This is a genomic window from Stenotrophomonas maltophilia (assembly GCF_003970865.1).
Taxonomy (GTDB): domain Bacteria; phylum Pseudomonadota; class Gammaproteobacteria; order Xanthomonadales; family Xanthomonadaceae; genus Stenotrophomonas; species Stenotrophomonas maltophilia_AR.
This window is the reverse complement of the sequence record NZ_RXLZ01000007.1, coordinates 61,566-88,560: the sequence shown is the minus strand read 5'-3', so window position 1 is coordinate 88,560 and position 26,995 is coordinate 61,566. Positions and strand designations below refer to the sequence as shown.

Here is a 26,995-nt window from a genome sequence, read left to right as displayed (position 1 = left end):
TCCGCACGCCTCCTTCAACGATGGCGCTTTTCCAGCACCGCGCGCGCGTCATCCAGCGACAAGCCGCGCGCGCGCAGCAGCACCAGCAGGTGGTACAGCAGGTCCGAGGCCTCGCCCAGCAGCGCCTCATCATCCTGGGCCACCGCCGCCAGGGCGGTCTCCACGCCCTCCTCGCCCACCTTCTGCGCGATGCGGCGGATGCCACCCTCGAACAGGCTGGTCGTATAGCTGCCTGGCGGACGCTGCGCCTCGCGCATTGCCACCAGCTGGCCCAGCCCGCCCAGGAAGTCCTTCGGCGCCTGGTCGAAACAGCTCTCCGCACCGGTGTGGCAGGTTGGCCCCGCCGGGCGTGCCATCACCAGCAGCGTATCGGCATCGCAGTCGACACTGATCGACTGCACCACCAGCACGTTGCCGGACTGCTCGCCCTTGGTCCACAACCGCTGCTTGCTGCGGCTGAAGAAGGTCATGTGGCCGATGGCCAGCGTGGCCGCCAGCGATTCGGCACTCACATAGCCCAGCATCAGTACCTGCAGGGTATCGGTATCCTGCACCACCGCCGGCAGCAGGCCGTCGCCCTTGCCCCAGTCCAGCGCCTGCAATGCGTCCAATGACGGCCTGATTTCAATAGACATCCCGCACCTCGATCTGCTGTCCGCGCAGGTAGCGCTTCAATTCCGGAATGGCGATCGCGCCGCTGTGGAACACGCTGGCGGCCAGCGCGCCGTCGACGTCGGCCTGGTCGAAGGCTTCGGCGAAGTGCTCCATCGCACCTGCACCGCCTGAGGCGATCAGTGGCACCTGGCACAGTGCTCGTGCCTGCTGCAGCTGCACGACATCGTAGCCACGGCGTACGCCATCACTGTCCATGCAGTTCAGCACGATCTCACCAGCGCCCCGCCGTTGCGCCTCGACAATCCAGTCCAGGGTACGCAGCGGCACCGCCTGGGTCTTGTCCGGGTCTCCACTGAAACGCCGCACCCGCCACTGGCCATCAGCCTCACGCACGGAATCGACACCGACCACCACGCATTGCACGCCGAACTCGTCGGCCAGTTCAGTGATCAGTTCGGGACAGCCCAGCGCGGGCGAATTGATCGATACTTTGTCGGCACCGGAGAACAACACACGACGTGCGGTTTCCACGCTGTCGATGCCACCGGCCACGCAGAACGGGATATCGATCAGCCGCGCGATGCGCTCGATCCAGGCAACGTCGACCGAACGCGCCTCGGGGCTTGCACCGATGTCATAGAACACCAGTTCGTCGGCACCCTGGTCGCGATAGCGCTGGGCCAGCTCGGCGATGTCGCCCATGTCGACGTGGTCGCGAAAGCGCACACCCTTGACCACGCGGCCATCGCGCACGTCCAGGCACGGAATGATGCGACGGCTCAACATGCCAGTGCCTCCCCAAGATCCATGCGCTGCTCCAGCAGCGCCTTGCCGAGGATCGCACCACCGCAGCCAGCGGCACGCGCCTCGGCTACATCGGCCACGTCACGGATGCCACCGGAGGCCTGCACCGCCACGCCCGGCAGCAAGCCCGACAGGTGCCGATAGAGGCCGATATTGGGCCCAGCCAGCATGCCGTCACGGGCAATGTCGGTGCACAGCAGGTGGCGCATGCCGGCGCGCGCGTAGCGCTGGGCCAGGTCATCCAGGGTCACCCCGGCGTTCTCGGTCCAGCCGTGCACCGGCAGTTGCCACTGCCCCTGTGCGTCCTGGCGCGCGTCCAGCGCAATCGTGATGCGCTCGGCGCCGAATTCCTCCAGCCAGCCGACCACTTCATCGGGGCGACGCACCGCCAGCGAACCGACCACCACGCGGCCCGCGCCGGCGTCGAGAATGCGCGCCACATCGTCGCGGCCACGCACGCCGCCGCCGGTCTGCACCTGCAGCGATGTCTGCGCGCGGATCGACGACAGTAGCGGCGCCAGCGTGTAGCCACCGGCGCGCGCAGCGTCCAGATCGACCAGATGCATCCACTGCGCACCCTGCGCGGCGAAGGCCTGCGCGCGCGGCAACGGATCGTCGCCATAGGAGGTTTCCTGCGCGTAGTCGCCCTGGCGCAGCCGCACCACGCGGCCATCACGGATATCCAGCGCGGGGTAGACGATGAAACTCATGCAGCAGTGCCCTCGAGGAAATTGCGCAGCATCAGCGAGCCGGTCTCGCCGGAGCGCTCGGGGTGGAACTGTGCGCCGTAGTAGCGCCCCTGCTCCACCACGGCGGTGAACAGGCCGCCGTGGTCACAGGCAGCGACGGTGTAGGTATTGAGGGGCGCCGCGTAGCTGTGCACGAAGTAGGCGCTGGCACGCTCCGGCACACCGCGCAGCAGCAGTGATTCGCGCAGCGGCAGCAGGCGGTTCCAGCCCATGTGCGGCACGCGGATGCCGCAGGCCGGCACCAGCTTGCGCACCACGCCGGGAATCAGGCCCAGTGTCTCAACACCCGCCTCCTCGGAGCGCTCGAACAGCAGCTGCATGCCGAGGCAGATGCCCATCAGCGGCACCTCCAGTCGCTGCAGCGGTTCCACCAGGCCCTGCGCGTGCAGGCGCTGCATACCGGGACCGGCCGCGCCGACGCCGGGCAGGATCACCCGCTGCGCGCCGACCAGGCCGTCGGCATCACGCACCAGCCGCACCGTTGCGCCCAGGCGCTCCAGTGCATAGCGCACCGAGCCCAGATTGGCACCGCCGGCATCGATCAGCGCGACGTCGCTCACAGCGCCCCCTTGGTGGAAGGCAGCGCGGTGCCCTGCCGGGCCAGCGCCGGACGCAGCGCACGCGCGAGTGCCTTGAAGCAGGCCTCGACCTTGTGGTGATCGTTGTCGCCGCGTACCTGCAGGTTGAGGTTCAGGCCGCTGGCATCGCACAGCGAACGGAAGAAATGCGGCACCAGCTCGGTCGGCATATCGCCCACCCGTTCACGCTTGAACTCGCCCTCGAACACGAAGTACGGGCGGCCACTGAAATCCAGTGCGGCGCTGGCCAGCGTCTCGTCCATGGGCAGGGTGAAGCCGTAGCGGCCAATGCCGCGCTTGTCGCCCAGCGCCTCACGCAGGGCCTGGCCCAGGGCCAGCCCGGTGTCCTCGATGGTGTGGTGCTCGTCGATGTGCAGGTCACCCTCGGCCTGGATGTCCAGCGCGAAGCCGCCGTGCTTGCCGATCTGCTCCAGCATGTGGTCGAAGAACGGCAGGCCGGTGGCGATGCGCGCATCACCGGCACGGTCCAGATCCAGTTCAACGCGGATCTTCGTCTCTTTCGTATTGCGCTGGACCACGGCGGTACGCGGCGCGTCGGCCAGCGCGTGGGCGATGCCCGGCCAGTCCCACTCGCCGCCAAACTGCTCGGTGCGCAGCTGGAAACCACGGATGTTGAGGTTGTCGGCGAACTGCAGGTCGGTGATGCGATCCCCAACCATGCCCGAACGCGCCCAGTCGATGCTGCGGTCCTGCAGGTAGGCGGTCATCAGGCCGATGCCCGGCTTGCGCGTGGGCGCGTTGTCCTGCGGCCAACTGCAATCGATCAGCACGTCACGGAAGGTGATGCCCTGGCTTTCGAAGATCTGCAGCATCAGATCATTGGGACCGTCAAAGCTGGCACGCGGGTAGCTGTCGCTGCCCAGGCCGTCCTGGTTGGTGACGATGACAAACTGGTAGCCGGCATCCCGCAGCTTCAGCAGCGCCGGGATCACCTGCGGCACGAAACGCAGCTTCTCGTAGGCGTCGATCTGGAAGTCGGCCGGCTCCTCGATGAGGGTGCCGTCGCGGTCGATGAACAGGATCGGGGTCATGCTGCGGCCCTCCGCGCCGACAGGGCCACAAGCACGCGGTCATTCTCTTCGGGGCTGCCGATACTGATGCGCAGCGCATCGCCCAGCTGTGGTGCAGCGCGCTGGTCGCGCACCACCACGCCGGCGGCCAGCAGCGTATCGAACGCGGCCTGCGCATCGGAAAAGCGGACCAGCAGGTAGTTGCCGGACGAGCGGTACACGCGACGAACGCCGGGCAGGCCGGGTAAAACGGCGAACAGGCGGTCGCGCTCGGCGATGACGGTCGCCACGCGCTCGGCGGTGCGTTCCAGCGCGGCCGGCTGCAGGGCCTGCACGGCCAGCTCGGCACACGGAGTCGGCACCGGATACGGCGCCTGGCAACGGCGCAGCACGGCAATCAGTTCCGGGGCGGCGATCAGCGTTCCAATGCGAGCGGCCGCGAGCGCGTGTGCCTTCGACAGCGTGCGCAGCACCGCCAGGTTGGCGTGCGCGGCCAGCAACGTGGTTGCCGACGGACGCTGCGCGTACTCCACGTAGGCCTCATCGACCACCACCAGTGCCTGCCCGCGCAGCGCGGTGGCCACGCGTTCGATTTCGGCCAGGCCGAGATCGCTGCCGGCGGGATTAGACGGCGCGCACAGGAACACCAGCTTGGCGCCCTGCGCCTGTGCCGTGTGGATGATCGCGTCGAGGTCGACGCGCAGGCCCTCCTCGCCGTCCACCAGCGGCACGTCGATCAGCGGCGCACCCTGCAGGCGCGCGCAGACCGCATACATGCCGAATACCGGCGAAGTGACCAGCACGCCATCGCGGCCCGGCACGCACAGGGCACGCACCAGCAGATCAATCGCTTCGTCGCTGCCGCGGCCCACCAGCAGCTGCTGCGGCGTTACGCCATATAGCCCAGCCAGGCCCTCGCGCAGCGCAAACGGCTGCGGCTCCGGGTAACGGCGGCTGCTGCCCGCAACGTCAGCTGGATTGGCCCAGGCCGATTCATTGGCGTTCAACCAGACCTCGCCCTGCACCGCTGCGCTGCGCGCCGAGCTGTAGCCGGCGAACGCCTGCAGATCCGGGCGCACCAGCGCCAGCACTTCACCGATAGGCGCGCTCATGCTGCCACCTCCATGCGCAGGGCAACCGCACGCTCATGCGCATCCAGGCCCTCGGCGCTGGCGATGATGCGCGCGCAGCCGCCGATTGCCGCCAGGCCAGCGGCGCTGGCGCTCTGCACGCTGATCAGGTTCTGGAAGCTGGCAACGCTGACGCCACTGTAGGCACGCGCGGCACCGGCGGTAGGCAGCACGTGGTTGGTGCCGCTGCAGTAGTCGCCCAGTGCTTCGGGCGTGTAATCCCCCAGGAACACCGAGCCGGCCGCCTGCACCTTGTCCAGCCACTCGCGCGGATCACGCAGCGCCAGGATCAGGTGCTCGGGCGCATAGCGGTTGCTGATCGCGAAGGCTTCGGCGAGCGAATCGACCTGGATCAACCGCGAGGCCGACAGCGCCTGGCGCGCGATCTGCTGGCGCGGCAGCAGGGCGACCTGGCGCTCCACTTCCACTTCAACGGCTGCCAGCATCGCGGCATCGTCGGTCAGCAGCAGCACCTGCGAATCCGGGCCGTGCTCGGCCTGCGACAGCAGGTCGGCGGCGACGAACGCCGGGGTGGCGCCAGCATCGGCAATCACCAGCACTTCGGAGGGACCGGCCGGCATGTCGATGGCAGCGGCGCCATCCTGCGCGACCTGCTGCTTGGCTTCGGTGACGAAGCTGTTGCCGGGCCCGAACAGCTTGTCGCAGGCCGGAATGCTGGCGGTGCCATAGGCCATCGCAGCGATGGCCTGGGCGCCGCCCAGCTTGAACACGCGCTGCACCCCGGTCAGCCGCGCGGCCACCAGCACCGCCGGATCGGCCGTGCCATCGGCGCGCGGCGGCGTGCACAGCACCACCTGCGGGCAGCCGGCCAACTGCGCAGGAACACCCAGCATCAGCGCGGTGGACGGCAGCGGTGCGCTGCCCGCCGGCACATACAGGCCCACCCGGCCGATCGGACGCAGCATGCGTTCGCAGACCACGCCCGGGGCGGTTTCCACCGCATACCCCTGGCCCATGCCGGCGGCGTGGAAGCGCGCGATGCGTTCGGCGGCTTCCACCATGGCCTGGCGCAGCTCGGCCGGCACCGCAGCTTCGGCCGCGGCGAACTCGGCTTCGCCCACCTCAAAGGACGACAGCTCGACACCATCGAAGCGTGCGGTGATCGCACGCAGCGCGTCGTCGCCCTGTGCGCGCACTTCTGCAATCAGCGTAGTCACCGCGTCGCGGGTCTGCTGCGCCACGGTCTGCACCGGGCGGGTCAGCGCCGCGCTGCGCGCGGCCTCATCAAGTCGGGACCAGATCAGACGGTTCATGCCAGCGACCGCTCCACGCTCAGTACCATCAGGCCCTGCGCACCGGCGCGCTCGAGTTCTTCCATGCGCTGCCAGCTCAGCGGGCCCGGGCACATGGTCTGCAGGCGCAGCGCGCCGCCATCGGCCGGCAGCCGCACCAGCGGCTCGGCATCGGCCAGCAGCTGTGACAGCGCGTCGAGGCGATCCTCACTGGCGCGGAACATCAACAGCTTGCGGTCCTGGCGTTGTACCACGCCGTCGAGGCGGCGCAGCAGCATCGCGCGCAACGATGCACGCGCATCATCCGGCACACGCAGCGCACCGGCCAGCACTGCCTCGCTGTCGAGCAGGTTGTGCACCGGGGTCAACTGGTTGGCACGCAACGTGGCGCCGCTGGAAACCAGGTCGCAGATCAAGTCGGCGGTACCCAGTCGCGGGGCGATTTCCACGGACCCGGACAACTCGACCACCTGTGCGTCCACGCCCTGCTCGGCCAGCCACTGCTTGAGGATGGCCGGGTAGCTGGTGGCGATGCGGGTGCCGGCCAGCTGGGCCGGTCCCTGCCACTGCCACTCCTCGGGCACCGCCAGCATCAGCCGGCACTGGCCGAAGCCCAGCCCGCGCAGCGCCTGGTAGGCATCCGGCAGGCCGATCTGGCGGCGCGCCGCAGCCTGCTCGTCCAGCTCATTGCGACCGACGATGCCGAGGTCGCAGACGCCGTCGGCGATCAGGCCGGGGATGTCGTCGTCGCGCACCAGCAACAGGTCCACCGGCAACGATTCGCCGTAGCAGAACAGCTTGTCGCGGCTCTCGCGCCAGCTCAGGCCACAGGCACTGAGCAGGTTGCGGGCGGGCTCGGCCAGCCGGCCACTCTTCTGGATGGCGATACGCAGCCGGTCTCGTGCCGGTGCTGCCTGGGTTGCACTCATGGGGGAGGTCTCGAAGTTCGGAACGGGGCGCGGATCAGCGCAAAGCAAGGCGGTCGATGGCAGCGGCATAGCCTCGATGGCCATGCTCGAGCGTGCGCGCCACCCGTCCGGTGGTGGTCACGCTGACCCCGGTGCGCTCGTGGATCTCGCGGTACGGCACGCCCTGCTGCAGCAGCGGCACCACCTTCCAGCGGTCGGCCATGGCTTCCAGTTCGGCGGGGGTACACAGGTCGCGAAGGAAGGCTTCGACCTGTTCCGGCTCGCGCAGGGCGGCAAAGGCCTGGGCCAGGGCTTCCAGGTCGGCCTTCGGGTCTTTGGCGGCAATCTCGGGGCGGGCTTTCACGGGTCGTTTCCATGCATCAATGTAATAGCGCGTTAGTACATTAGCGCATTCTTGCGCAGTGCGTCAAATCGAGGGTTGAGGTGCGGCAGGGCTGCTGCCCTGCACCCGCAGAGGCAACAGCCAGAGCAACAGCAGAAGCTGGTTTTCTGCAGGTTGGCGGGATGGATCCGGTTGAGGGGGGCGCTGCAAGTCCCCCTCCGGGGCCCGGCCCAGCCGCTGGCGGCTGTGCGTTCGGGCGCTTGCGAAGCGGTGCTTCGCAAGCAAAGCGCCCTCACCCATGTAAGCTCGGTCGCCGCTTGCTCGTGTGCGCTGTCCTGCGCACACGGCAAGACCGGGGCTGGGCATCCTGCCCAACCCGCCCGAGGCATGCCTCGTGCCCATGCCGCTCACACCCCTGCCACCGGACCCACCCCGCCTTCGACAGTTGGCCGCGAGCTGTCAGAACAGCATGGATCGGATCGGAACCGGCTTTTGTAGAGTCGAGCCGGGAGGAACATACAAGCCATGCTCGACTGCGATTCGTCCGGAAACACAAAACGCCCACCAAAGGGCGGGCGTTCTGCTTTCAAATCAACAACCTGGCCCGGCTCAGGGCATACAGCGCACCTCGGCCTGCAGCGCCCCGCGCCGCAGGCATTCGCCGAACAGGCTGCCCTGCTGGCTCGGCAGGGACTGGATGTTCTCCAACGCCCCTGCACCCGCCGGACACTTCCGCGTGGCCAGGGCCCGCAGGTCACTCTCCAGCTGCGCACGGTCGATCACATGGCAACGATCAACCTGCAGCCGGTACTGGTCCGGACCAATGCGCGTGCTGTGCAGCGACGGGTCACTCTGGCAGCCCGCCAGCAGGAGCACGCACAGCGCCCCTGCGGCGGCCCGCATTACGCCATCGCCTTGGACTGCTCCAGCTCCACCTGCAGAGTGCTGGCCAGCTCGTCGCGCGACACTTCGAACTGCTGTTCGCGCAGCAGGTCCTTCACTGCCACCACGCCGCGCGCCAGTTCATCCTCACCCGCCAGCACCACGAAGCGGATGCCGGCCTTGGCGGCGTACTGGAACTGCTTACCGATCTTCTTCGGCTCCATCTGCACTTCGGTGTTGATGCCACCGGCGCGCAGGCGGCGCGCGATGTCCAGCGACTGCGGCATGCCCTGCTCGTCCATCAGGGCCACCAGCGCCTGCACGCTGCTGCCTTCGATGCCATCGATCAGGCCGGCTTCGCGCAGCTGCCAGAACAGGCGCGACAGGCCGATGGAGATGCCCACGCCCGGCAACTTCGACTTGCTGTAGTGGCTGGCCAGGTCTTCGTAGCGGCCGCCCGAGCAGATCGAGCCGATCTGCGGGTGGTCGGTCAGCGTGGTCTCGTAGACGGTGCCGGTGTAGTAGTCCAGGCCGCGCGCAATGGAGAAGTTCAGGCAGTACGCGGTTTCCGGCACGCCCAGCGCCTGCACCAGCTGCAGCACTTCGCGCAGTTCAGCAACACCGGTACGCAGGATCTCCGAAGAACCGGCGTCGGCTTCAAGCGTGGCCAGCTGCGCCAGCGCATCGGCATGGCCCTGCGAACGCACGGCCACGAATGCCAGGATCTTCTCGACCTGCTCGGCCGGGATGTCGAAGCCCTCGCCCACCAGCGTCTCGCGCACGTAATCAGCACCGCGCTTGTCCAGCTTGTCCACTTCGCGCAGAACGGCCAGCTGGCGCTCTCCCTCGGCCACACCCAGGCTTTCGAAGAAGCCGCGCATCAGCTTGCGGTTGTTCAGCTGGATGCTGAAGTCACCGATGCGCAGTTCCGAGAACACGGCGTGGATGACCGCCAGCACTTCGGCGTCGTATCGCACGCTCAGGCTGTCCTTGCCGATCACGTCGATGTCGCACTGGTAGAACTCGCGGAAGCGGCCGCGCTGGGCGCGCTCGCCGCGGTACACGCGCTGCATCTGGTAACGGCGGAACGGGAAGGTCAGTTCGTGTTCGTGCTCGGCCACGTAGCGCGCCAGCGGCACGGTCAGGTCGAAGCGCAGCGCCATTTCCGGCAGCGAACGGTCACCGGATTCGGCGGCGTTGGCAAGCGCACCGGTGGACTGCACGAAATACACCTGGCGCTCGGTCTCACCGCCGGACTTGGTCAGCAGCACGTCGGACAGCTCGAACACCGGCGTCTCCACCGGCAGGAACCCGAAGCGCTCGTAGTTGCGGCGGATGACGTCCAGCATGCGCTGGAACGCAATCTGCTCGCGCGGCAGCAGTTCAAGGGTGCCGGGCGGGGTACGGGGCTTGATCACGGGCGGAACTCCTGCTGGAACGGGACGTGGGAGGGGGCGACATTCTAGCGCCCCCGCCTCGGGCAGGGTCGAACGGCCGCTTGAAGTATCATAAGGCCCTCCCCGACCGCGATACGCCCCCCCGCAACATGTCACGGCCTTCCGGCGCTCCGCCCACCACCAATGACTCCGCCTCGCCGTCCTGCGTCACGCAGGACTGCCTGCACTGCTCGGTTCGCCACCTGGCGGTGTGCTCGGCGCTGTCGCCCGATGAAGTACAGGCGCTGGAACAGGTCACCGTTTCGCAGCAGGTGACGATGGGCAGCACCCTGGCCCGCACCGGCGAGGAACGCCAGCATGTCTATACATTGACCGGCGGCGCGCTGCGCCTGGTGCGCACCCTGGCCGATGGGCGCCGCCAGATCAACGGCTTCGTACTGCCTGGCGACTATCTGGGTCTGAGCGGCAGCGACAACCATCGCTACGACATCGAGGCCATCGCCGACAGCCGCGTCTGCCGCGTCGCATTGCCGCAGATGAAGGCACTGCGCAGCCGCTTCCCGCACCTGGAGCGCAAGCTGCTGCAGCGCGCCTGCCAGGAGCTGGATGCCGCACAGGACGCCGCGCTGGCCCTGGCTCGCCTGCAGCCGGCCGAGAAGCTGGCCGATTTCCTGCTGCGCCTGGCCGCACGCGAGGCCAAGCTGGGCGGCGACGGCCTGCGCGTGTCGCTGCCGATGGGTCGTGGCGACATCGCCGACCATCTGGGCCTGACCATGGAAACGGTCAGCCGCACCTTCACCAAACTGCGCCAGCAGGGGTTGATCGCCCTGCCCCACCTGAACGTGGTGGAGATCCTCGACGAGGACGGGCTGCGCATGCTGGCCGGCGAAGGGTTGATCTGACCGCATCGCGGTTGGTTGGGTTGCCGGCCAGCGGCCGGCACTACCCGCGCTGCATCCATCCGGTCGTGCCCAACCCAGGTTGCCTCCGTCCGGTAGTGCCGGCCGCTGGCCGGCAACCGCATCCATCTCCGATCAACGCAACAACACCTCACGCAACGCCGCGTAATCGGCCGCCAATGGTTCGGCGTGCGCCGGTCGTTGCAGCAACGCATCCAGCGCAGGCGGCACCGCAACCGGGCCACTGATCAACGGCTCGACCACGGCCTCGAACTTGGCCGGGTGCGCCGTGGCCACCACCGCCCAGTCGCCCTTGGCACCGCGCGCACGCAGGTCCTGCAGCACCTTCACTGCTGTCGCCGTATGCGGGCAGAACAGCTCACCATTGCTGGCATGTGCCGCCGCAATCGTCGCGCGGATGGTCACGTCATCCACCGCGAACGCGCGGAACGCAGCGCGCAGCTCGGCGTCATCTCCCTGGTAAAGCCAGCGCAGGCGCTCAAAGTTGCTTGGCGCCCCTACGTCCATTGCATTGGCCACGGTGGCCACGCTGGCCTGCGGCTGGTAGTCGCCACCATTGAAGTACGCCGGCAGTACCGCATTGGCATTGGTGGCCAGCACGATCTGCCCGATCGGCACGCCCAGCGCGCGCGCCAGCACGCCCGCCATCGCATTGCCGAGGTTGCCAGTCGGCACCACCAGGTTGAGTCGGCGACGATGCGCCGCGTAGTGGGTCAGCGCCGCATGCGCGTAATAACTCATCTGCGGCAGCAGGCGGCCGAGGCTGATGCTGTTGGCCGAACTCAACGGCACCTGCGCCTGCAGTTCGCGGTCGGCCAGCGCCTGCTTGACCATCGCCTGGCAGTCGTCGAAGGCACCGGCCACGCGCAGCGCCTGGATGTTGTCGCCGAAGCAACCGAGCTGATGCGCCTGGCGCGGTGACACGCGGCCATCCGGATACAGCACCACCACGCGCACGCCGGGCTGGCGATGGAACGCCGCAGCAACGGCGGCGCCGGTATCGCCAGACGTGGCGACAACAATCGTCAGATCACGGTCCTTGCCGGCCTGCAGCCGCGACAGTGTTCCGGCCAGGAAGCGCGCACCGATATCCTTGAACGCCGCCGTCGGCCCATGGAACAGCTCCAGCACATGGTCACCGCCGCCCAGTGGACGCAGCGGCACCGGAAAGTCGAACGCCTCGCGGCAGATCGATGGCAGCACTGCCTCCAGAGCATCGCCTGCGAAGAACGGTGCCAGCAGATCGGCGGCGGTATCGGCCAGCGTTGCACCGGCCTGCAGCTCACGTGGCGCCGGCAGCACCTGCGGTACATACAGTCCGCCGTCCGGCGCCAATCCTGCAGCGATCGCCGCACTGAGGCCAACAGCCGGGGACCGGCCACGGGTCGAAACAAATTGCATGAGTCGGGTATCCAGTAAAGGGGAAGGATTCAGCACAAGCGGGCTCCCGGTGCATCCAGCGGCGACACCCAGGCATCGCTGTCGAAACCGGCGGCGGCGAATGCCGCCTGCACCGGTGCGGCAGCAGCGCGGGCCTGGTCGGCATCCTCGAACCAGGCGAACACGCTGGGACCGGCACCGGAGATGCCTGCCCCCATCGCCTGTGCCGACAGCGCCGCATCGCGGGCTGCGTCGAAACCGGCGATCAGGCCGGCCCGGCGCGGCTCCACCAGCACGTCGCGCAGTCCCGCCCGCACCAGTGCGGCGTCGCTGCGATGGCAGCCACTGAGTACCAGCGCGAGATTCGCACTCTGCGCCACGAATTCACCCAGCGCATAGCTGCCCTGCAGCGCCTGGCGTGCGCGACGTGTTTCCAGCACCGCATGCGGATGCACCAGCAGGCTGTGCCAGGTCGCCGGCACCGGAATCGGCAGCAGCCGATCGGACGTGCACAGTGCAAGCCCCCCCAGCAACAGCGGCCCCACGTTGTCGCCGTGGCGGCCACCGCTGGCCACCGCCTCGCCATCGAGCGCAAACGGATACAGCGCCTCGCGCGACAGCGGCGCATCCAGCAGCGCATTGGCGGCAACCAGCGCAGCGACGCACGACGCTGCCGAACCGCCCATGCCGGAACCGAACGGAATGCCCTTGTCGATCTCCACCGCGAATCCGAAGTCCAGGGCCAGCCCTGCGCGCAGCGACATCAACGCAGCACCTGCCGTGTTTCCAGCCGCATCCAGTGGCAGCTCAACCGCGCTGCCGCGGATCGCCTCGATGCGCACCACCGGCTCGTCGATGCGGCGCACGCTCACCGTATCGCCAACACCGGCAATGGCGTGACCAAGAATGTCGAAGCCCACCGCTACGTTGGCCACCGAGGCGGGCGCGAACGCACGTACAATCACAGGCGCGCTCCTTCGCCGGCGGCCACCCGCAGCAGGTCAGCGAACACGCCGGCCGCCGTGACTTCCGGGCCGGCCCCCGGCCCCTGCACCACCAACGGGTTGTCGCAGTAACGGCGGGTACGGAACTGCACCACGTTATCGGTCAGCCGCAGGTTGGCAAAGGCGTGGTCGGCGGGCAGTTCCTGCAGGCCCACCGAGGCGCCGTCGGCACCCAGCTTTGCCACGTAGCGCAGCACCGCGCCACGCGCCCGCGCATCCTGCAGGCGCTGCAGCAGGCTGGCATCGGACTCGCCCAGCCGCGCCATGAAGTCATCCACGCTGCCGTCGCGCAGCAGCGCCGGCACCAGGCTTTCCACCTCTACCTGTTCCAGGCTGAGTGCGTGGCCGGCCTCGCGGGCCAGGATCACCAGCTTGCGCGCCACATCCACGCCCGAAAGATCATCGCGCGGGTCCGGCTCGGTGTAGCCCATCGACCGCGCCTGCGCGACCAGCTGCGAGAACGGCTGACTGCCGTCGAAGCGGTTGAACAGCCAGGCCAGCGTGCCGGAGAAGATGCCTTCGATGGCCAGTACCTCGTCACCGGTATCAACCAGATCACGCAGCGTGGTGATCACCGGCAGGCCTGCACCCACCGTGGCCTCGTAGCGGAATCGCGCGCCGCTGGCTGCCGCCGCGGCGCGGATGCGCTGGTAGCGCGGCAGCGGGCCGGCACCGGCCTGTTTGTTGGGGGTGACCACATGGATGCCGGCCGCCAGCCAACCCTCGTAGCGCTCGGCCACCTCGGCACTGCCGCTGCAGTCGATCACCACCGCATGCGGCAGGTGCGCGGCCAGCAGGTGTTCGGTGAAACGATCCAGATCGCTGGACTCGCCCGCGCCCTGCAATGCCTCCCGCCAGTCGGCGTGCAGGCCATCCACTTCCAGGCGCATGCGCGAACGCGAGGCCAGCGCACGCAGGCGCAGATCCACATTGGCCTTGGCCAGCAGCTGCGGGCGGGCCGCCAACAGCTGATCCAGCAGTGCCGCACCCACGTTGCCCGGCCCGATCACACCGACCGCAAACGTCTGCGGCGACAGCCAGAAGCCGGCATGTGCAGCGCGCAGCGCACGGGTGGCATCGGCACTGTCCACCGCGACCGAGATATTGCGCTCGGACGAGCCCTGCGCAATCGCCAGGATGTTCACCTGCGCACGCCCCAGTGCCTCGAACAGGCGTGCGGCCACACCCGGCTGGCCAGCCATGCCGTCACCCACTGCCGCCAGCACGCTGACGCCCTCACTGACCTGCACGCGCTGCACCTGGCCCACCGACAACTCGTGCGCGAACGCGTGCAACAACGCCTCGCGGCCGCGTGCAGCTTCGGCAGCACGCACCACGCAACAGATCGAATGTTCCGACGAGCCCTGCGAGATCATCACCACCGACACCTGTGCCTGGCGCAGGGCGGCAAACACACGCTCAGCGGTACCGGGCACGCCGATCAGTCCGGTGCCCTCCAGGTTCAGCAGGGCCAGACCGGGGCTCAGGGTCAGGCCCTTCACCGGCCCGCGCGGCGAGCGCTCGGCGGAGATGCGCGTACCCGGATGTGCGGGCTGGAAGGTATTGCGGATGAAGATCGGCAGGCCGAGGCGGATCGCCGGGGACATCGTCTGCGGGTGCACCACCTTGGCGCCGAAGTAGGCCAGTTCGCAGGCCTCGTCGTAGCTCAGCGATTCCAGCTGCACCGCTTCGGGCACCAGCCGCGGGTCGGCCGACAGCACGCCGTCGACATCGGTCCAGATGTGCAGTTCATCGGCATTGAACAACGCGGCGAAGATCGCGCCGGAGTAGTCGCTGCCGTTGCGGCCGAGCGTGGTGATGCGGTCATCGCGATCACGCGCGACGAACCCGGTGGCAACCAGACGTGATTGCGGGTGTTGCAGGCGCCACTTGGCCAGGCGGTCTGCACTGGCTTCCCAGTCCACATCCACGCCCAGTTCGCCGTGCCCGACCACCAGCACATCACGCGCATCGAGCACCGCGCAGTCTTCGCCCAATGCACGCAGGTGGGTGCCAAGCAGCTGCGCGGAGAACACTTCGCCCAGGCCCTGCACACGATCCAGAACCTCGCGCGGCAGCTCACCGATCACTGCCAGCGCCGCCAGCACTTCGGCCAGCTGCTCGAAACGGGCGTCGATCCACTCCACGGTCTCGCCCACCTGCTCGCCCAGCAGGGCCACCGCAGCGCCACGATGGCGCGCGCGCAGCGCATGCCAGGCCTCGCGCCAACGCTCGTCGCCGCTGGCCGCCAGCTGCGCCAGTTCAATCAAGGCGTCGGTGACGCCCTTCATCGCCGAGACGACAGTGACCTGCAGCGATTCGGGACGGGCCAGCAGCAGGCCGGCAACATGGCGATAGCGTTCAGCATCGGCCACCGAGGTGCCGCCGAACTTGTGCACGACAGTGGACGGCGCAGCCAGGTCGGCCGGGGCAACGGAATGAGCGGGGGCGTGGGAAGACATGCAGACCTCGGTAGGAGGCCCCGTCGCATGCAGGTGTCGAGTTTCCCCGCCACCTGTATGGTGCGGGGCCGTGGTTTTCGGGAGTTACACGAAGACGACGGGCCGCACCAGGGCAGTGGTGACGGTGGTGGTGGTAATGGTGGTGGTGGCGACCGGCGCAGTCGAACGGCCCGCGGTGGCGGGGGCGATCAGGCTGGCGTGGGCGGCATCAAGAACCATGACGCACAGAAAACACTGTGCGCCGGTCCGCTGTCAAGTGCTGCGATGCAAAAAACCATTGCCGCGATCATCGGTCAACGTGCCGGCATTTGGTTGCATCTGAGACCAAGCCGGCATCAGCACGCTTGACGAGCGCATTCAGGCGGCATGTTCGGCGATCGCCCGCGGTGTGCGATGGGCATGCGCGCACAGCATCACGCCGGCCACCAGGAACACGATCGCCAGTGCTTCCAGCAGCGAGGGCCAGCGCTGCTGCCAGGCGAAGGCATACGCCAGCGCGAACAGCGTCTCGAACACGATCATCTGGCCGGTCAGAGTCAGCGGCAGCAGGCGGCTGGCGCGGTTCCAGAACGCATTGCCGAGGATCGAGGCCACCACCGCCACACCGGCGCTGATTGCCCAGAAACCACTCCATTGCGCCGCCGTGTGCCCGCCGGTGTGGCCGATGAAGGCCATCGGCACCAGCAGCAGGGCCAGGCCGCCGGTCGTAACGCCGGTCAGCAGCGACCAGTCGTGGCTGGACAGATCCGTTCGGCGCGCCAGCCAGCGACTGTTACCGATCGAGTACAACGCCCACGAGAACAGCGCGCCGAACGCGCACAGCAGGCCGATCAGGCGCTGCCGCCACGGGGTTGCCAGATGCTCGGACATCAGTGCTTCCCAGCCAACCAGTGCTACGCCCAGCACGCACAGGCCGAGTGCCGGCAGCAGCTGCTTCAGTGGTACAGCGCCCTGCTCGCGCACGCCAACCAGGGTGACCACCACCGGAATCAGGCCGACAATCAAGGATGCCGCCGCGCCACCGGCCCACTGCACCGCCGTCGCCAGCAGCAGGAAATACACCAGGTTCCCGGCCAGGCTCAGCCACAACAGGCCGATCCATTCGGCGCGGCCCAGCCGCGGTGCCAGCCGCTTCCAGCGCGGCAGCAGCAGGGCCACGGCGATCAGGCCGTAGACCAGATAGCGGCCGGCCGACAGTTGCAGGGCATTGAACGACTGCAGCACGGCGGGCGCGAGGAAAACCACGCCCCACAGCGCGCCAGCGGCCACGCCATTGGCGATGCCCAGGGCCATCGGATTGTTGCGCATTCGGGATCTTCGGGGGGAGAAGAGGCCGCGCAGTGTACGCGGCGGCCGGTGGGTCGTTCTTGACCGAGGCTACTGCCCCGTCGCGTTTGTAGGGTCGAGCATGGCTCGACGCTACAGTCCGGCGCCCCTGCGCCACGCGGCCGGGGTCTGGCCACACTCACGACGCAGCGCGCGGGTCAATGCGCTCTGCTCGGAGTAGCCTGCACACAGTGCGATTTCGCTGATCGGCGCGGTGCTGGCACGCAGCTGATGCTTGGCCCAGCGCAGGCGGCACGCACTGAGCCAGGCCTGCGGGCTGAGCCCGAACTCCTGCTGGAACAGCGCGTGCAACCGGCTCTCGCTGACCCCGACGAACGCAGCCATGCGCGCCACCGGCCACGCCTGCCCGGGGTCGGCCTGGACCGCCGCACACAGGCCCTGCATGCGCGCGCCACTGCCAGCAGGTGCAAATACCTGCAGCAACTGCGGCAACAGTGCCGGCATCGGCTGCCCTGCCTGCACACTGGCAAGACGCTGGCGCAGCGCCAATGGCAGGTAAAGCCAGCGTTGGCGGCACAGATGCTCCTGCGTGCCGTCATCGAGCACGCCCGGAGGACAGTCAACGATCACGAAACCATTGGGACCATCAGCCATCTGGTCATGCGCTTCGCCAGCGGCAACGAAAGCCCCCTGCAACAGGTCCAGCCGACCGCCGCGCCCTTCCATCTCGAACTGCAGCTCACCCTGCAGCGGCAGCACCCACTGCGCGTAGTCATGGCGGTCCAGGCCAGTGGCCTGTCCGTAGTGCCGCAGATGGAAGATGGCGCCCATCCGGGCAGTGTGCGCGTGTAACAACGGCCGTGCAAACCGTTGCTATAGTCGATCCGTCATCCAACGCAGGGAGTGCAGGACATGACCCATCAGCAGGTGTCCCTGGTGCTCGCCACCAGCCTCTGCCTGGTGCTCGCAGCTTCGGCCTCCGCACAGGAGCGTACGCCACCGGCTCCACACTGCATGGACGCGGTCGGCGTACAGGAAGTGGAGCAGGCATCACCGCGCTCGATCGCACTGCGCGCCGCCTCCGGCCAGGCCTATCGGATCGACTTCAACGAAGATTGTCCCGGCGTCCGCGGTGCCACTTCGCTGAAACTGGAAGCCCCCGCCGGTTGGGCGTGCGGCCGCCCCAGTGAACGCGTCGTGGTCGACGGCCGCCGATGCACCGTCAGCGCGGTCACCCCGCTGCAGGATCGCGACTATGCCAGCGTCGCCCGCGACAGCGACCGCCTGCGCACGGCCACCCTGCCCGCCGTGACCATCCGCGAACGCAAGGAGGTACGCCGCAGCTTCGGCGGCTCACCGTCCTACTACTTTGCCACGCGCAACGTGCGTGCCTGGTCATCCGACCCGCAGGGCATGCTGGTGGAGACCAATCCGCACCGTAATGGTGGCCATCGCTACTACCGGGTCGAACTCGGCAGCCACTGCCGCCAGCTCGACCGCGCGCCGCAGCTGAGCTTCCACTCGGGCCTGCAGAATGGCCTGATCTGCGGCAATCCTGGCGATCGGATCATGACCGCCGAGTTCGAGACAGACGATCTGCGCAGTGAAAGCATCGCCCCGCTGCCGCAGTACACCCGCGGCAGCTGCACGATCCAGGCGGTCTACCCGGCCTCCAGCCAGGCGTCGAACTAACCGTCGACGCCGAGGAAGGTGAACGGTGCGCTGGGCACGAACTGGCCCAGTGCATCGCCGGCAAAGGTGTTGCGCTGATCCTTTCCAAGGTCGAGCTTGAGCACCTTCCCGCCGAAATCGACCTTGTTCAGATCGACCCAGAAGGTGTTCGGGGTCAATGCCGATTCGAAGAAGTACAGCCGCCGCTTGTGGTCGGCCACGGTGCGCCAGCGCGTGGATGAGATGTTCGGCTCACCCGGGGTGGTGATGCCATACGGCACCGACGCGTTGCGGATCACGCTGAACACACTGGCCAAGGCCTCTACCGGATCCTCGGCCTTGGGAATGGCGTTGATGTAGAACGAGGCGCGCGCGAATCGGTCGGCGGAGCGGTTGGTGCCCGGCAGCATCACCGTGCCGCCGATCTGCTGCCAGTAGCTGTTGAGGGCCAGCTGCTGCTCGAAGATCGGTGAGTTGGTCATCACCTGATAGCGCCGGTCATGGTGGATCACCTGGCGACCGCCGATGTACTCGACGATGGCACTGTCGCCGCTGGCATCGGACAGCGACAGGTGCAGCGTCGCCTGCCGATCTTCGCCAGGCACCTTGTCGGTGACGATCGAGTACGGTTCGCGCGTCAACGCGGTGACCGCCTCTTCCACGGTAGCGAAGTTGTCCAGCACATACTGCGCCCACAGCGAAATGGCCAGGCCCGGCTTGTTGCCACGCTGCTGCGGATACTCCGATTCGACCAGCCACAGCAGGTTGGCCACCAGGCCCTTTTCGTTCATGCCATCGGTGGTCGATACGTCGTAGCCGGTGGCCACCACCGAACCGTAGCGCGCGGTCCACGCCAGCGACTTCGGGCCGGCCTGGCCGCTACGTGCGATACCGCGCGGCAGCACGTAGAGATTGGTCGCTACATCGACCTTCCAGTCCATCGAGCGCGCGGTGATCACATCGCCGTTGTCGCCCAGGTACACCGCACGCGTGCAGGCCAGCGCCGGGGCTGCTGCTGCGGCCAGTGCGACCGCAAGCAGTGCCCTTTCCTTCCACTTCATCCGTGCCATGTCGTTACGCTCCTTTCCCCGTGATCCATGGATATGACCCCATGCAGGGTGACACAGTGGTGAAGCCTCAGCGAACCACGCGATCATGCAGCCAGAAACCTGCAAGCATCGCCGGCACGAACCACAGCGCCTCGCGCGATCCCACCGCCAGCCCGGCGATGGCAGGGCCGGGGCAATAGCCTGCCCAGCCCCAGCCGATGCCGAACAACGCCGCGCCCAGCACCAGACGCAGATCAACACCGCGCGCAGCAGGCAATTGGAAGTGCGTTGCGCAGGAAGGACGCGCGCGCCGCAGCACCCAGCGCTGGCCAACCGCGCTGACCAGCAGTGCAGAGGCCAGCACCCAGGCCAAGGTGGGATCGAAATCGCCGGCGATATCGAGGAAACCGAGGATGCGGCGCGGATCGGTCATGCCGGCCAACGCCAGGCCTGCGCCGAAAAGCGCGCCTGCCGCACCGGCGGCAGCCATCGTGCGGCTCATGCGAAGCCTCCGCCGTGACGGATCAGGAATGTGGTCAGCATGGCGCAGGCCATGAACACCAGCACCGCCAGCAGCGACCGCTTTGAGCCGCGGGCCAGGCCGCAGACTCCGTGACCGCTGGTGCAGCCGTTGCCCAACCGAGTACCGAAGCCGACCAGCAGGCCGGCACCGATCAGCTGCCACGCCGGCAAGGCGTCACGCAGCAGGGTGCGGGGCGCTTGCCCTGGCGCCGCCTGCCACCACAGCACCAGCCCTGCAGCAGCCAGCAGGCCGAGCAGGAAGGCCCAGCGCCAACCTCGCTCACCTGGCACTGCACGCACGCTGCCAGCGGCGATGCCACTGATGCCGGCCACGCGGCCCGTTGTGGCCAGCAACAGCACCGCTGCCGCACCGATCAATGCGCCTCCCGCCACTGCGGCCCACGGCAGGGTCATGACCTGCCTCCGCTCATTCCATTCATTCGCTTGCCTTTTGATTTAGTTTTTTCTAAATTAGCTTCATCTAAACCAAAAGGTCAACCATGGCCCGCACCCCGCTCGACAGCGCCGCCATGGCCGAGCACGCTGCCCAGGCTGCGACGTTGCTTAAAAGCCTTGCCCATCCTGCGCGGCTGCGCGTGCTGTGCCGCCTGGTCGAAGGTGAGGCGCCGGTGCCGGAACTGCAGGCACTGACCGGACTCAGCGCATCCGCGCTGTCACAGCATCTGGCGGTGCTGCGCGAACTGGACATCGTCGCGACGCGGCGCGAAGCGCAGGCCATCCACTACCGCGTGATTGAAGGGCCCGCACTGGGCGTGCTGCAGGCGCTGCATGCCGCCTACTGCGGCGGCACCGCGCGTTGACGCTCAACCGGCGTGCAGGGCTGGCTGGACGACGTTGTCGAGCAGATCCACCGGCGTCGGCGCGGAGCGATCGCCCTGGAGGGCACGGGTAAAACCCGACCAGTCGCTGGATGACAGCTGGCGCAACAGCGCCTCTTCCACCGGCAGCGCGCGCATCGACCAGTACGGAAACTGGCGCTGGCCCAGGCGGCCGCGCGCCAGTTCGATGATGTCGACATGGCTGCCGGCCTGCAGGATGCGCTCGTACACCGAATCGATACCGTCCGGCGGCCCCTCGATGTACTGCAGGAACCGCCCGCCGTCGTGCAGCAGCACACCGGTCACGCCCGCCACCTTGTTGAAGCGGGCTGCATCGTCGACCAGCGTCTGCAACCGTTCAGCGGAAAGATCGGGCAGCGCCTGGCTGACGTAGGCGATGGCACGCAGTGGCATGGTGCTTCCTTGACAAGATGTACACCCACGGTAGCAGTTGCGGACGAGTCCGTCTCAGTGCCCGTGGGCGTTTCCTGAAGAATTCAGGTTGCCGCTGCAGGCAGCCCCTCTGCGCGTCTCGGCAACAGGGCTTCGAACACTACCTGCCCGGCCTCATTGCGTGCGGCGATGCGCCCCCCGTGTGCGCGCACGAACTGATCGACGATGTACAGGCCCAGCCCCAGGCCCTTGCTGTGGTGGAAGCTGGCCTTGAACGGTTCGAACAGCCGCGGCAGCAGCGCGTCGTCGATCCGGCCGGCGTTGCTCACCCGCAACAGCACGCTGCGCGGGTCGCGCCCATCCACCTCCACCCTCGCCTCGCTGCCATGGGTCAACGCGTTGCCGACCAGGTTGGCAGCGACCTGGCCGAGACGGTCCAGATCGCCCTGCAGCCGCGTATCACCGTGCATGTCCAGATGGATCCGCTCCGCCCCATGCGCGCTGCCTGCCTCGGCCACCACCGCGCGGGTCACGTCGGCCAGGTCGCAGGCACTGGCCTGCAGGCGCAGGCCGCCGCTGCGGATCCGAGAGAAGTCCAGCAGCTGTTCGACCATGCGTGCCATGCGCAGGGTGCTGGCCTCCAGGTATTGCAGGGTCTGCTGTGCACCCGCATTGTCCTGCGGGATCTCCAGCGCCAGCTTGTCACTGCAGAGCAGGATCGCCGACAGCGGCGTGCGCAGGTCGTGGGTCAGCACCGCTGCCATTGTTTCGTTGAGCTTGAGCGCGCGTTCCAGCGCCTCGTTGCGCGCCTTCAACAGCTGCCGCTGCTGGTACAACTCGATGAAGACATTGACCTTGCTCAGGATCACCTGCGGCGCCACCGGCTTGTGCAGGAAATCGACCGCACCGCTCTCGTAGCCCTTGAACACGCGCAGCGGATCATCCGGAGAGGCGGTCAGGAAGATGATCGGAACGTCGCGGCTGCGATGCGAACCGCGCATCAGTTCGGCCAGGGTGAAGCCATCGATCTCCGGCATGTGCACGTCAAGCAGGGCCAATGCCACCTCGTGCTCAAGCAGCAACTCCAGCGCCTGCGCGCCCGAGCCGGCCAGCAGCAGTTTGACCCCTTCGCGCTGCAGCAGGGCCTGCATGGCTACCAGGTTCTGCGGCACGTCATCGACGATCAGCAGGTTGACCGGGGTCTGCGACTGCGCAGGGTCCGGTGGCAGCAGGTTCATGCAAACAACTCCTTCAGGCGGCGACACATCAGTTCAAGGGGCAGCACGGCATCGGCGCCGGCGTGCTGCAGGGCGGAAGCCGGCATCATCGACGCCTCGGCCTCCTCGGGACATTGCAGCCAGGCATGGCCACCGGCACGACGCACGGCGGCAACGCCTTCGCTGCCATCACTGCTGGCACCGGTCAGCAGCAGGGCCAATACCTGCCCGCCGAACACCGCAGCAGCGGAGTCGAACAGTGGATCGATGGCCGGACGGGAAAACAGCACCGGTGCATCCACCGACAACGCCACCGCCCCCTCGTCCTCCACCAGCAGGTGGTAATCCGGCGGCGCGAACGTCACCGTGCCCGGCTGCAACGGTTGCTTGTCTTCGGCTTCGCGCACCGGCAACGCGCAGTACGGTGCCAGCACCTCGGCGATGCGGCTGGTGCGGTCACGCGGCAGGTGCAGCACGGCCAGTACCGGGACCGGCAGCTTCGCCGGCAGTGCACCGAGCACTGCCTGCAGGGCCGCCACGCCACCGGCGGACGCGCCGATCACCAGCACGGCAGGACGCGCCGGCAGCGCCATCAGGCCACCTTCCGGTACAGGCGGTGCTCGCGCGAACAAACCTCGAAGGCGTCATGGTGGCACCCGAACTGCAGCGACTCCTTGCTGCCGAGGCCGAGAAAGCCACGGTGCACCAGCGCTTCGCGGAACAGGCCGACGGCGCGGTCCTGCAGGTCGCGGTTGAAATAGATCAGCACGTTGCGGCACGACACCAGGTGCACTTCGGAGAACACGGTATCGGTGGCCAGGCTGTGGTCGGCGAACACCACGTTGCGGCGCAGCTGGCGGTCGAACACCGCACCATCGTAGGCGGTGGCGTAATAGTCGGACAGCGACGCCGTGCCACCGGCGGCCAGGTAGTTGCGGCTGAACTGGGCCATCCGGTCGATGCCATAGGCGCCGGCCTCGGCGGTGGCCAGCGCGGCCGGATTGATGTCGGTGGCATAGACGATGCTGCGATCAAGCAGACCTTCTTCGTGCAGCAGGATCGCCAGCGACCACACTTCCTCGCCCGTACTGCAACCGGCCACCCACAGCTTCACCGAGGGATAGGTGCGCAGCACCGGCACCACCTGCTCGCGCAGCTCTCGGAAGTACGCCGGGTCACGGAACATCTCCGAGACCTGCACGGTGAAGAACTGCATGGCCTGGGCGAACAGGTCCGGCTCGTGCAGCAGCCGGTACTGCAGGTCGACCAGCCGTTCGCACTCATAGCGCTGCATCGCCTGGCGCATGCGCCGGCGCAGCGACGACACCGCATAGCTGCGGAAATCGTAGTGGTAGCGCTGGTACAGCGCCTCCAGCAGGACCTTCAGTTCCAGGTCGAACAGCGCCTGTTCGTTCATTGCCGCGAGCACCAGACCCGGCACAGCGAGACCAGCTTGTCCACGTCGATGGGCTTGGCGATATAGTCGTTGGCACCGGCCTGCAGGCACCGCTCACGGTCATCGGGCATGGCCTTGGCAGTCAGCGCGATGATCGGCAGGTCCTGCAGGTGGCGCTGCGCACGGATCTCGCGCATCGCGGCCAGGCCGTCCTTCTCCGGCATCATGATGTCCATCAGCACCAGGTCGACTTCGCGCTCTGCCAGGCGATCCACCGCTTCCTGGCCGTTGCGCGCGATCTCCAGCGTCACACCCAGCGGCTCGAGCACGCTGGACAGCGCGAAGATGTTGCGCACATCGTCCTCGGCCAGCAGCACGGTACGGCCATCGAGCACGGTGTCGCGACGGCGCGCCTCGCGCAGCAGGCGCTGCTGGTCGGTCGGCAGGCTGGCCTCGACGCTGTGCAGGAACAGGGTCACTTCATCCAGCAGGCGTTCGGGCGAACGCGCGCCCTTGATGATGATGCTCTTCGAATAGCGGCGCAGGCGCTGCTCTTCCTCGCGGCCAAGCGCGCGCCCGGTATAGACGATCACCGGCGGGAAGCCGACATCATCGTTGCCGGCCATGTGCTCGAGCAGGTCGTAGCCGCTGCCGTCGGGCAGCGACAGGTCCATCACCATGCAGTCGAAGGTGACCGTGCTGAGCTGCTCCAGCGCACCGGCCAGGGTCCCCACGGCGACGATCTGCAGCTGATCACGGCCCAGCAGCAATTCCAGGTTGTGGCGCAGTTCGCTGTCGTCCTCGACGATCAGCAGGCGCCGCACGTCGCGCTGGCTGGTCTGTTCCAGCTGCTCAATGGCCGTCACCAGCCGTTCGCGCGTGGTCGGCTTGATTGCGAAGCCAATCGCGCCCAGCTCACGCGCCACCTGGCTGCGGTCCATCGCCGAGACCACGTGCACCGGGATATGCCGGGTATCGGGGTTGCGCTTCAGGCGCTCCAGCACGCTCAGGCCGGACACGTCCGGCAGGCCGATATCGAGCAGGATGCCGTTCGGGCGCAGTTCGCTGGCCAGGGTCAGCGCCTCTTCGGCGGTCCCGGCCACCACGCAGTCGAAGTCCAGTTCATGGGCCAGGGTCACCAGCGCTTCGGCGAAGGTGGCGTCGTCCTCGACGGCCAGGATCAAGCGGCCAGCGCGTTGGCGACGACCGCGGTCATCGGCCACGCTGGGCACCGCGGTGGTCGGCGCCACCGCAGTCGTTGCAGGCGCCGGCATCGTCGGCGCAGCGGCCGCCATCGGCGACGACACCGGCGCCGTGGAGATGTCAGCGGCATTCGACGCAGGCGCGCCCTGCAACGGCAGTTCCAGGATGAAGCAGCTACCGCGACCCGGTTCACTGTCAACCTGGATGCTGCCGCCCATGCGCTCGGCCAGATCGCGCGAGATCGACAGCCCCAGTCCGGTGCCACCGTAGCGGCGGCGGGTGCTGCCATCGGCCTGGCGGAATGCCTCGAAAATGACCTGCAGCTGCTCGCGGGCAATGCCGATACCGCTGTCGCAGACCTCGAACCGGACGCGCCCCTGGCCACCGGCACGCACGTGCAGGCTGACCTTTCCATGCTCGGTGAACTTCACCGCATTGGCCAGCAGGTTCTTCAGGATCTGCTGCAGCCGCTGGCTGTCCACCACCAGCTGGCTGGGGGCGAGCGCATCGGCCTCGATCTGCAGGGCCAGGCCCTTCTGCCGCGCCATCGGCTCGAAGGTCTCGCGCAGGCGCTGCAGCACGCTGTCCGTCACCACCACTTCATCGGCCAGCTCGACGTGGCCGGCCTCGATGCGCGACAGGTCCAGGATGTCATTGATCAGCGCCAGCAGATCGTTGTTGGATGACAGGATCGCGCGCGCATACTTCACCTGTTCTTCGGTGAGCGTGCCGTCCTTGTTGTCGGCCAGCAGCTTGGCCAGGATCAGCGAGCTGTTCAGCGGCGTGCGCAGTTCATGCGACATGTTGGCCAGGAACTCGGACTTGTAGCGCGAGGTGGCGGCCAGTTCGTTGCTGTTGCGCACCAGCTGGCTCTGCGCGACCAGCAGCGCCTGCTTCTGCGCCTCCAGCTCGTGGGTGCGCTCTTCCAGCTGGACGTTGCTCTGTTCCAGCTCGGCCTGCTGTTCTTCCAGATGGCTCTGCGACTGCAGCAGGCTGCGGCTCTGCTCTTCCAGTTCCTCATTGGCCACGCGCAGCTCTTCCTGCTGGGCCTGCAGCTCCTCTCCCTGGCGCTGGGATTCCTCCAGCAGTACCACCAACTGTGCGCGTAGCAGCGATGCGCGCAGCGCCATGCCGATGGTCTCGGCACAGCGCTCCAGCAGCTCGATGTCGAGTCGATCCTGCTCGCCGACGCGGGTGCGTCCCAGTTCAATGACGCCCACCACCGCACCATCGCTGCTGATCGGCGCCAGGATGCGCTCGCGCACCGGCAACCGCCCCAGGCTGGTCTGCAACTCAAGCACCGCATCGTCACCCCCATGCAGGTGGCGGATGCGTTCGTCCCGCGCCACCTGCCCGGCCACGCCTTCCTGCAATGCCAGCGACGCCGGCATGCCGGACGGCAATGCCAGGCCGCCGGTCAGCTGCAGTCGCCCGCCTTCCAGGCGGTAGACGGCGGCGACGTCGGCCTGCAGCTGGGCCCCAAGGCTGGTGGCCGCCGCCTCGGCGATCTGCTCCGGACCCAGGTCACCGCGCAGGCTCATCGCCACAGCGTTCTCGGCTTCCTGCAGCCACAGCGCCCGCATCGCTTCGCGCCGCGCCTGGATGGCACGGGAGACGATCAGCGCGATCATCAGGAACGCACACCCGCCAATGCTGCGGTTGACGAACGAGAACGCCGAGTTGGAGCTGGCCGGGGCGACGTTGTAGCCAATGATCAACAGGACACAGGCGACGACGGCCACGATGAACGGTGCGCGCGCACTGCGCTGGAACAGCGTGACGCCAACTGCGAGGAAGTACGCCAGCCAAACGGCATAGCCCAGCGGAACCACCAGTTCCAACGCGATGGTCGCTGCCAGCAGTACGGCGGAGGTCATCCAGATCCAGCGGTCACGCGTAGTCGCACCAGGACGCATGCAGGTCGGTTCCAGAAGACAGAGGGTGGGTGATGGTACTCCGTGT

28 protein-coding genes are annotated in these 26,995 nt (G+C 67.7%); 4 read left to right on the top strand and 24 right to left on the bottom strand.

The genetic code is table 11. The features are described from left to right. Positions 1–14 precede the first annotated feature (14 nt). The 11 genes from hisIE to hisS form a co-directional block, all read right to left on the bottom strand. A complete protein-coding gene (gene hisIE / locus EKL94_RS03970) occupies positions 15–635 on the bottom strand; it encodes a bifunctional phosphoribosyl-AMP cyclohydrolase/phosphoribosyl-ATP diphosphatase HisIE (RefSeq protein WP_126928078.1) in 621 nt (206 codons plus the stop codon). Next, positions 625–1,401, bottom strand: a complete 777-nt coding sequence (gene hisF / locus EKL94_RS03965) for an imidazole glycerol phosphate synthase subunit HisF (RefSeq protein ID WP_126928077.1) — start codon at positions 1,399–1,401, stop codon at positions 625–627. Before hisF ends, hisIE begins: the two co-directional genes overlap by 11 nt. After that, positions 1,395–2,129, bottom strand: a complete 735-nt coding sequence (gene hisA / locus EKL94_RS03960) for a 1-(5-phosphoribosyl)-5-[(5-phosphoribosylamino)methylideneamino]imidazole-4-carboxamide isomerase (protein ID WP_126928076.1) — start codon at positions 2,127–2,129, stop codon at positions 1,395–1,397. Before hisA ends, hisF begins: the two co-directional genes overlap by 7 nt. Then, entirely contained in the window at positions 2,126–2,728 is a 603-nt protein-coding gene (hisH, locus tag EKL94_RS03955; RefSeq protein WP_126928075.1) for an imidazole glycerol phosphate synthase subunit HisH, read from the bottom strand. Before hisH ends, hisA begins: the two co-directional genes overlap by 4 nt. Further along, entirely contained in the window at positions 2,725–3,798 is a 1,074-nt protein-coding gene (gene hisB / locus EKL94_RS03950) for a bifunctional histidinol-phosphatase/imidazoleglycerol-phosphate dehydratase HisB (RefSeq protein WP_126928074.1), read from the bottom strand. The genes hisH and hisB overlap by 4 nt, the downstream gene beginning before the upstream one ends. Next, positions 3,795–4,889 carry a histidinol-phosphate transaminase gene (gene hisC, locus EKL94_RS03945; RefSeq protein WP_126928073.1) on the bottom strand — a complete coding sequence of 365 codons (1,095 nt, stop codon included), beginning with the start codon at positions 4,887–4,889 and terminating at the stop codon, positions 3,795–3,797. Before hisC ends, hisB begins: the two co-directional genes overlap by 4 nt. After that, positions 4,886–6,181: a histidinol dehydrogenase gene (gene hisD, locus EKL94_RS03940; RefSeq protein WP_126928072.1), complete on the bottom strand. Its 1,296-nt coding sequence runs from the start codon at positions 6,179–6,181 to the stop codon at positions 4,886–4,888. The genes hisC and hisD overlap by 4 nt, the downstream gene beginning before the upstream one ends. Continuing rightward, the gene (hisG, locus tag EKL94_RS03935; protein ID WP_126928071.1) at positions 6,178–7,089 is read right to left on the bottom strand and encodes an ATP phosphoribosyltransferase; all 912 of its coding nucleotides are present in this window, start codon (positions 7,087–7,089) and stop codon (positions 6,178–6,180) included. Before hisG ends, hisD begins: the two co-directional genes overlap by 4 nt. Before the next feature lie 34 nt (positions 7,090–7,123). After that, complete coding sequence (locus tag EKL94_RS03930) at positions 7,124–7,432, bottom strand: YerC/YecD family TrpR-related protein (protein WP_126928070.1); 309 nt, start codon at positions 7,430–7,432, stop codon at positions 7,124–7,126. Between the two features lie 588 nt (positions 7,433–8,020). Next, positions 8,021–8,314 carry a hypothetical protein gene (locus EKL94_RS03925; protein ID WP_126928069.1) on the bottom strand — a complete coding sequence of 98 codons (294 nt, stop codon included), beginning with the start codon at positions 8,312–8,314 and terminating at the stop codon, positions 8,021–8,023. Further along, a complete protein-coding gene (gene hisS, locus EKL94_RS03920; RefSeq protein ID WP_126928068.1) occupies positions 8,314–9,711 on the bottom strand; it encodes a histidine--tRNA ligase in 1,398 nt (465 codons plus the stop codon). Before hisS ends, EKL94_RS03925 begins: the two co-directional genes overlap by 1 nt. Positions 9,712–9,839: 128 nt before the next feature. Here hisS and EKL94_RS03915 point away from each other — a divergent pair, with 128 nt between their 5' ends. Continuing rightward, the gene (locus EKL94_RS03915; RefSeq protein WP_126928089.1) at positions 9,840–10,592 is read left to right on the top strand and encodes a Crp/Fnr family transcriptional regulator; all 753 of its coding nucleotides are present in this window, start codon (positions 9,840–9,842) and stop codon (positions 10,590–10,592) included. Positions 10,593–10,724: 132 nt separating this feature from the next. Here EKL94_RS03915 and thrC read toward each other — a convergent pair whose 3' ends face one another. Genes thrC through thrA form a run of 3 tightly spaced genes read right to left on the bottom strand, consistent with a single transcriptional unit; the run spans position 10,725 to position 15,456 of the window. Beyond that, a complete protein-coding gene (gene thrC / locus EKL94_RS03910) occupies positions 10,725–12,011 on the bottom strand; it encodes a threonine synthase (RefSeq protein ID WP_126928067.1) in 1,287 nt (428 codons plus the stop codon). A gap of 29 nt (positions 12,012–12,040) precedes the next feature. Beyond that, positions 12,041–12,955 carry a homoserine kinase gene (locus EKL94_RS03905; RefSeq protein WP_126928066.1) on the bottom strand — a complete coding sequence of 305 codons (915 nt, stop codon included), beginning with the start codon at positions 12,953–12,955 and terminating at the stop codon, positions 12,041–12,043. Beyond that, positions 12,952–15,456 carry a bifunctional aspartate kinase/homoserine dehydrogenase I gene (thrA, locus tag EKL94_RS03900; RefSeq protein ID WP_126928065.1) on the bottom strand — a complete coding sequence of 835 codons (2,505 nt, stop codon included), beginning with the start codon at positions 15,454–15,456 and terminating at the stop codon, positions 12,952–12,954. Before thrA ends, EKL94_RS03905 begins: the two co-directional genes overlap by 4 nt. 27 nt (positions 15,457–15,483) lie before the next feature. Between thrA and EKL94_RS22330 the strand changes: the two genes are divergently transcribed. Further along, complete coding sequence (locus tag EKL94_RS22330) at positions 15,484–15,804, top strand: hypothetical protein (RefSeq protein ID WP_185829984.1); 321 nt, start codon at positions 15,484–15,486, stop codon at positions 15,802–15,804. 9 nt (positions 15,805–15,813) lie between these two features. Here EKL94_RS22330 and EKL94_RS03895 read toward each other — a convergent pair whose 3' ends face one another. Both EKL94_RS03895 and EKL94_RS03890 read right to left on the bottom strand, forming a co-directional pair. Further along, positions 15,814–16,764 (bottom strand): DMT family transporter, encoded by a 951-nt coding sequence (locus EKL94_RS03895; protein ID WP_126928064.1) that lies wholly within the window; start codon positions 16,762–16,764, stop codon positions 15,814–15,816. Positions 16,765–16,875: 111 nt separating this feature from the next. Continuing rightward, positions 16,876–17,574: a helix-turn-helix domain-containing protein gene (locus tag EKL94_RS03890; protein ID WP_126928063.1), complete on the bottom strand. Its 699-nt coding sequence runs from the start codon at positions 17,572–17,574 to the stop codon at positions 16,876–16,878. Between the two features lie 81 nt (positions 17,575–17,655). Here EKL94_RS03890 and EKL94_RS03885 point away from each other — a divergent pair, with 81 nt between their 5' ends. Beyond that, on the top strand, positions 17,656–18,435 hold the full coding sequence (locus EKL94_RS03885; RefSeq protein WP_126928062.1) for a DUF6491 family protein: 780 nt from the start codon (positions 17,656–17,658) through the stop codon (positions 18,433–18,435). Here the strand turns inward: EKL94_RS03885 and EKL94_RS03880 are convergent. The 3 genes from EKL94_RS03880 to EKL94_RS03870 form a co-directional block, all read right to left on the bottom strand. Continuing rightward, a complete protein-coding gene (locus EKL94_RS03880) occupies positions 18,432–19,484 on the bottom strand; it encodes a linear amide C-N hydrolase (protein ID WP_126928061.1) in 1,053 nt (350 codons plus the stop codon). The genes EKL94_RS03885 and EKL94_RS03880 overlap by 4 nt on opposite strands. Before the next feature lie 67 nt (positions 19,485–19,551). Further along, positions 19,552–19,965 (bottom strand): DUF6691 family protein, encoded by a 414-nt coding sequence (locus EKL94_RS03875; RefSeq protein ID WP_126928060.1) that lies wholly within the window; start codon positions 19,963–19,965, stop codon positions 19,552–19,554. Beyond that, positions 19,962–20,441, bottom strand: a complete 480-nt coding sequence (locus EKL94_RS03870) for a YeeE/YedE family protein (RefSeq protein ID WP_440087547.1) — start codon at positions 20,439–20,441, stop codon at positions 19,962–19,964. Before EKL94_RS03870 ends, EKL94_RS03875 begins: the two co-directional genes overlap by 4 nt. A gap of 44 nt (positions 20,442–20,485) precedes the next feature. On the opposite strand from EKL94_RS03870, the gene EKL94_RS03865 reads away from it, so the two are divergent. Beyond that, positions 20,486–20,806: an ArsR/SmtB family transcription factor gene (locus EKL94_RS03865; RefSeq protein WP_126928058.1), complete on the top strand. Its 321-nt coding sequence runs from the start codon at positions 20,486–20,488 to the stop codon at positions 20,804–20,806. A 3-nt stretch (positions 20,807–20,809) separates the two neighbouring features. Here the strand turns inward: EKL94_RS03865 and EKL94_RS03860 are convergent, their stop codons facing one another. From EKL94_RS03860 to EKL94_RS03840, 5 genes are all read right to left on the bottom strand, one after another. Next, positions 20,810–21,238: a BLUF domain-containing protein gene (locus EKL94_RS03860; RefSeq protein WP_126928057.1), complete on the bottom strand. Its 429-nt coding sequence runs from the start codon at positions 21,236–21,238 to the stop codon at positions 20,810–20,812. Positions 21,239–21,321: 83 nt separating this feature from the next. Then, on the bottom strand, positions 21,322–22,455 hold the full coding sequence (locus EKL94_RS03855) for a hybrid sensor histidine kinase/response regulator (protein ID WP_126928056.1): 1,134 nt from the start codon (positions 22,453–22,455) through the stop codon (positions 21,322–21,324). Continuing rightward, positions 22,452–23,027 (bottom strand): chemotaxis protein CheB, encoded by a 576-nt coding sequence (locus EKL94_RS03850; protein ID WP_126928055.1) that lies wholly within the window; start codon positions 23,025–23,027, stop codon positions 22,452–22,454. Before EKL94_RS03850 ends, EKL94_RS03855 begins: the two co-directional genes overlap by 4 nt. After that, complete coding sequence (locus EKL94_RS03845) at positions 23,027–23,851, bottom strand: CheR family methyltransferase (protein ID WP_126928054.1); 825 nt, start codon at positions 23,849–23,851, stop codon at positions 23,027–23,029. Before EKL94_RS03845 ends, EKL94_RS03850 begins: the two co-directional genes overlap by 1 nt. After that, the gene (locus EKL94_RS03840) at positions 23,848–26,949 is read right to left on the bottom strand and encodes a response regulator (RefSeq protein ID WP_126928053.1); all 3,102 of its coding nucleotides are present in this window, start codon (positions 26,947–26,949) and stop codon (positions 23,848–23,850) included. Before EKL94_RS03840 ends, EKL94_RS03845 begins: the two co-directional genes overlap by 4 nt. Between the last annotated feature and the right edge of the window lie 46 nt (positions 26,950–26,995).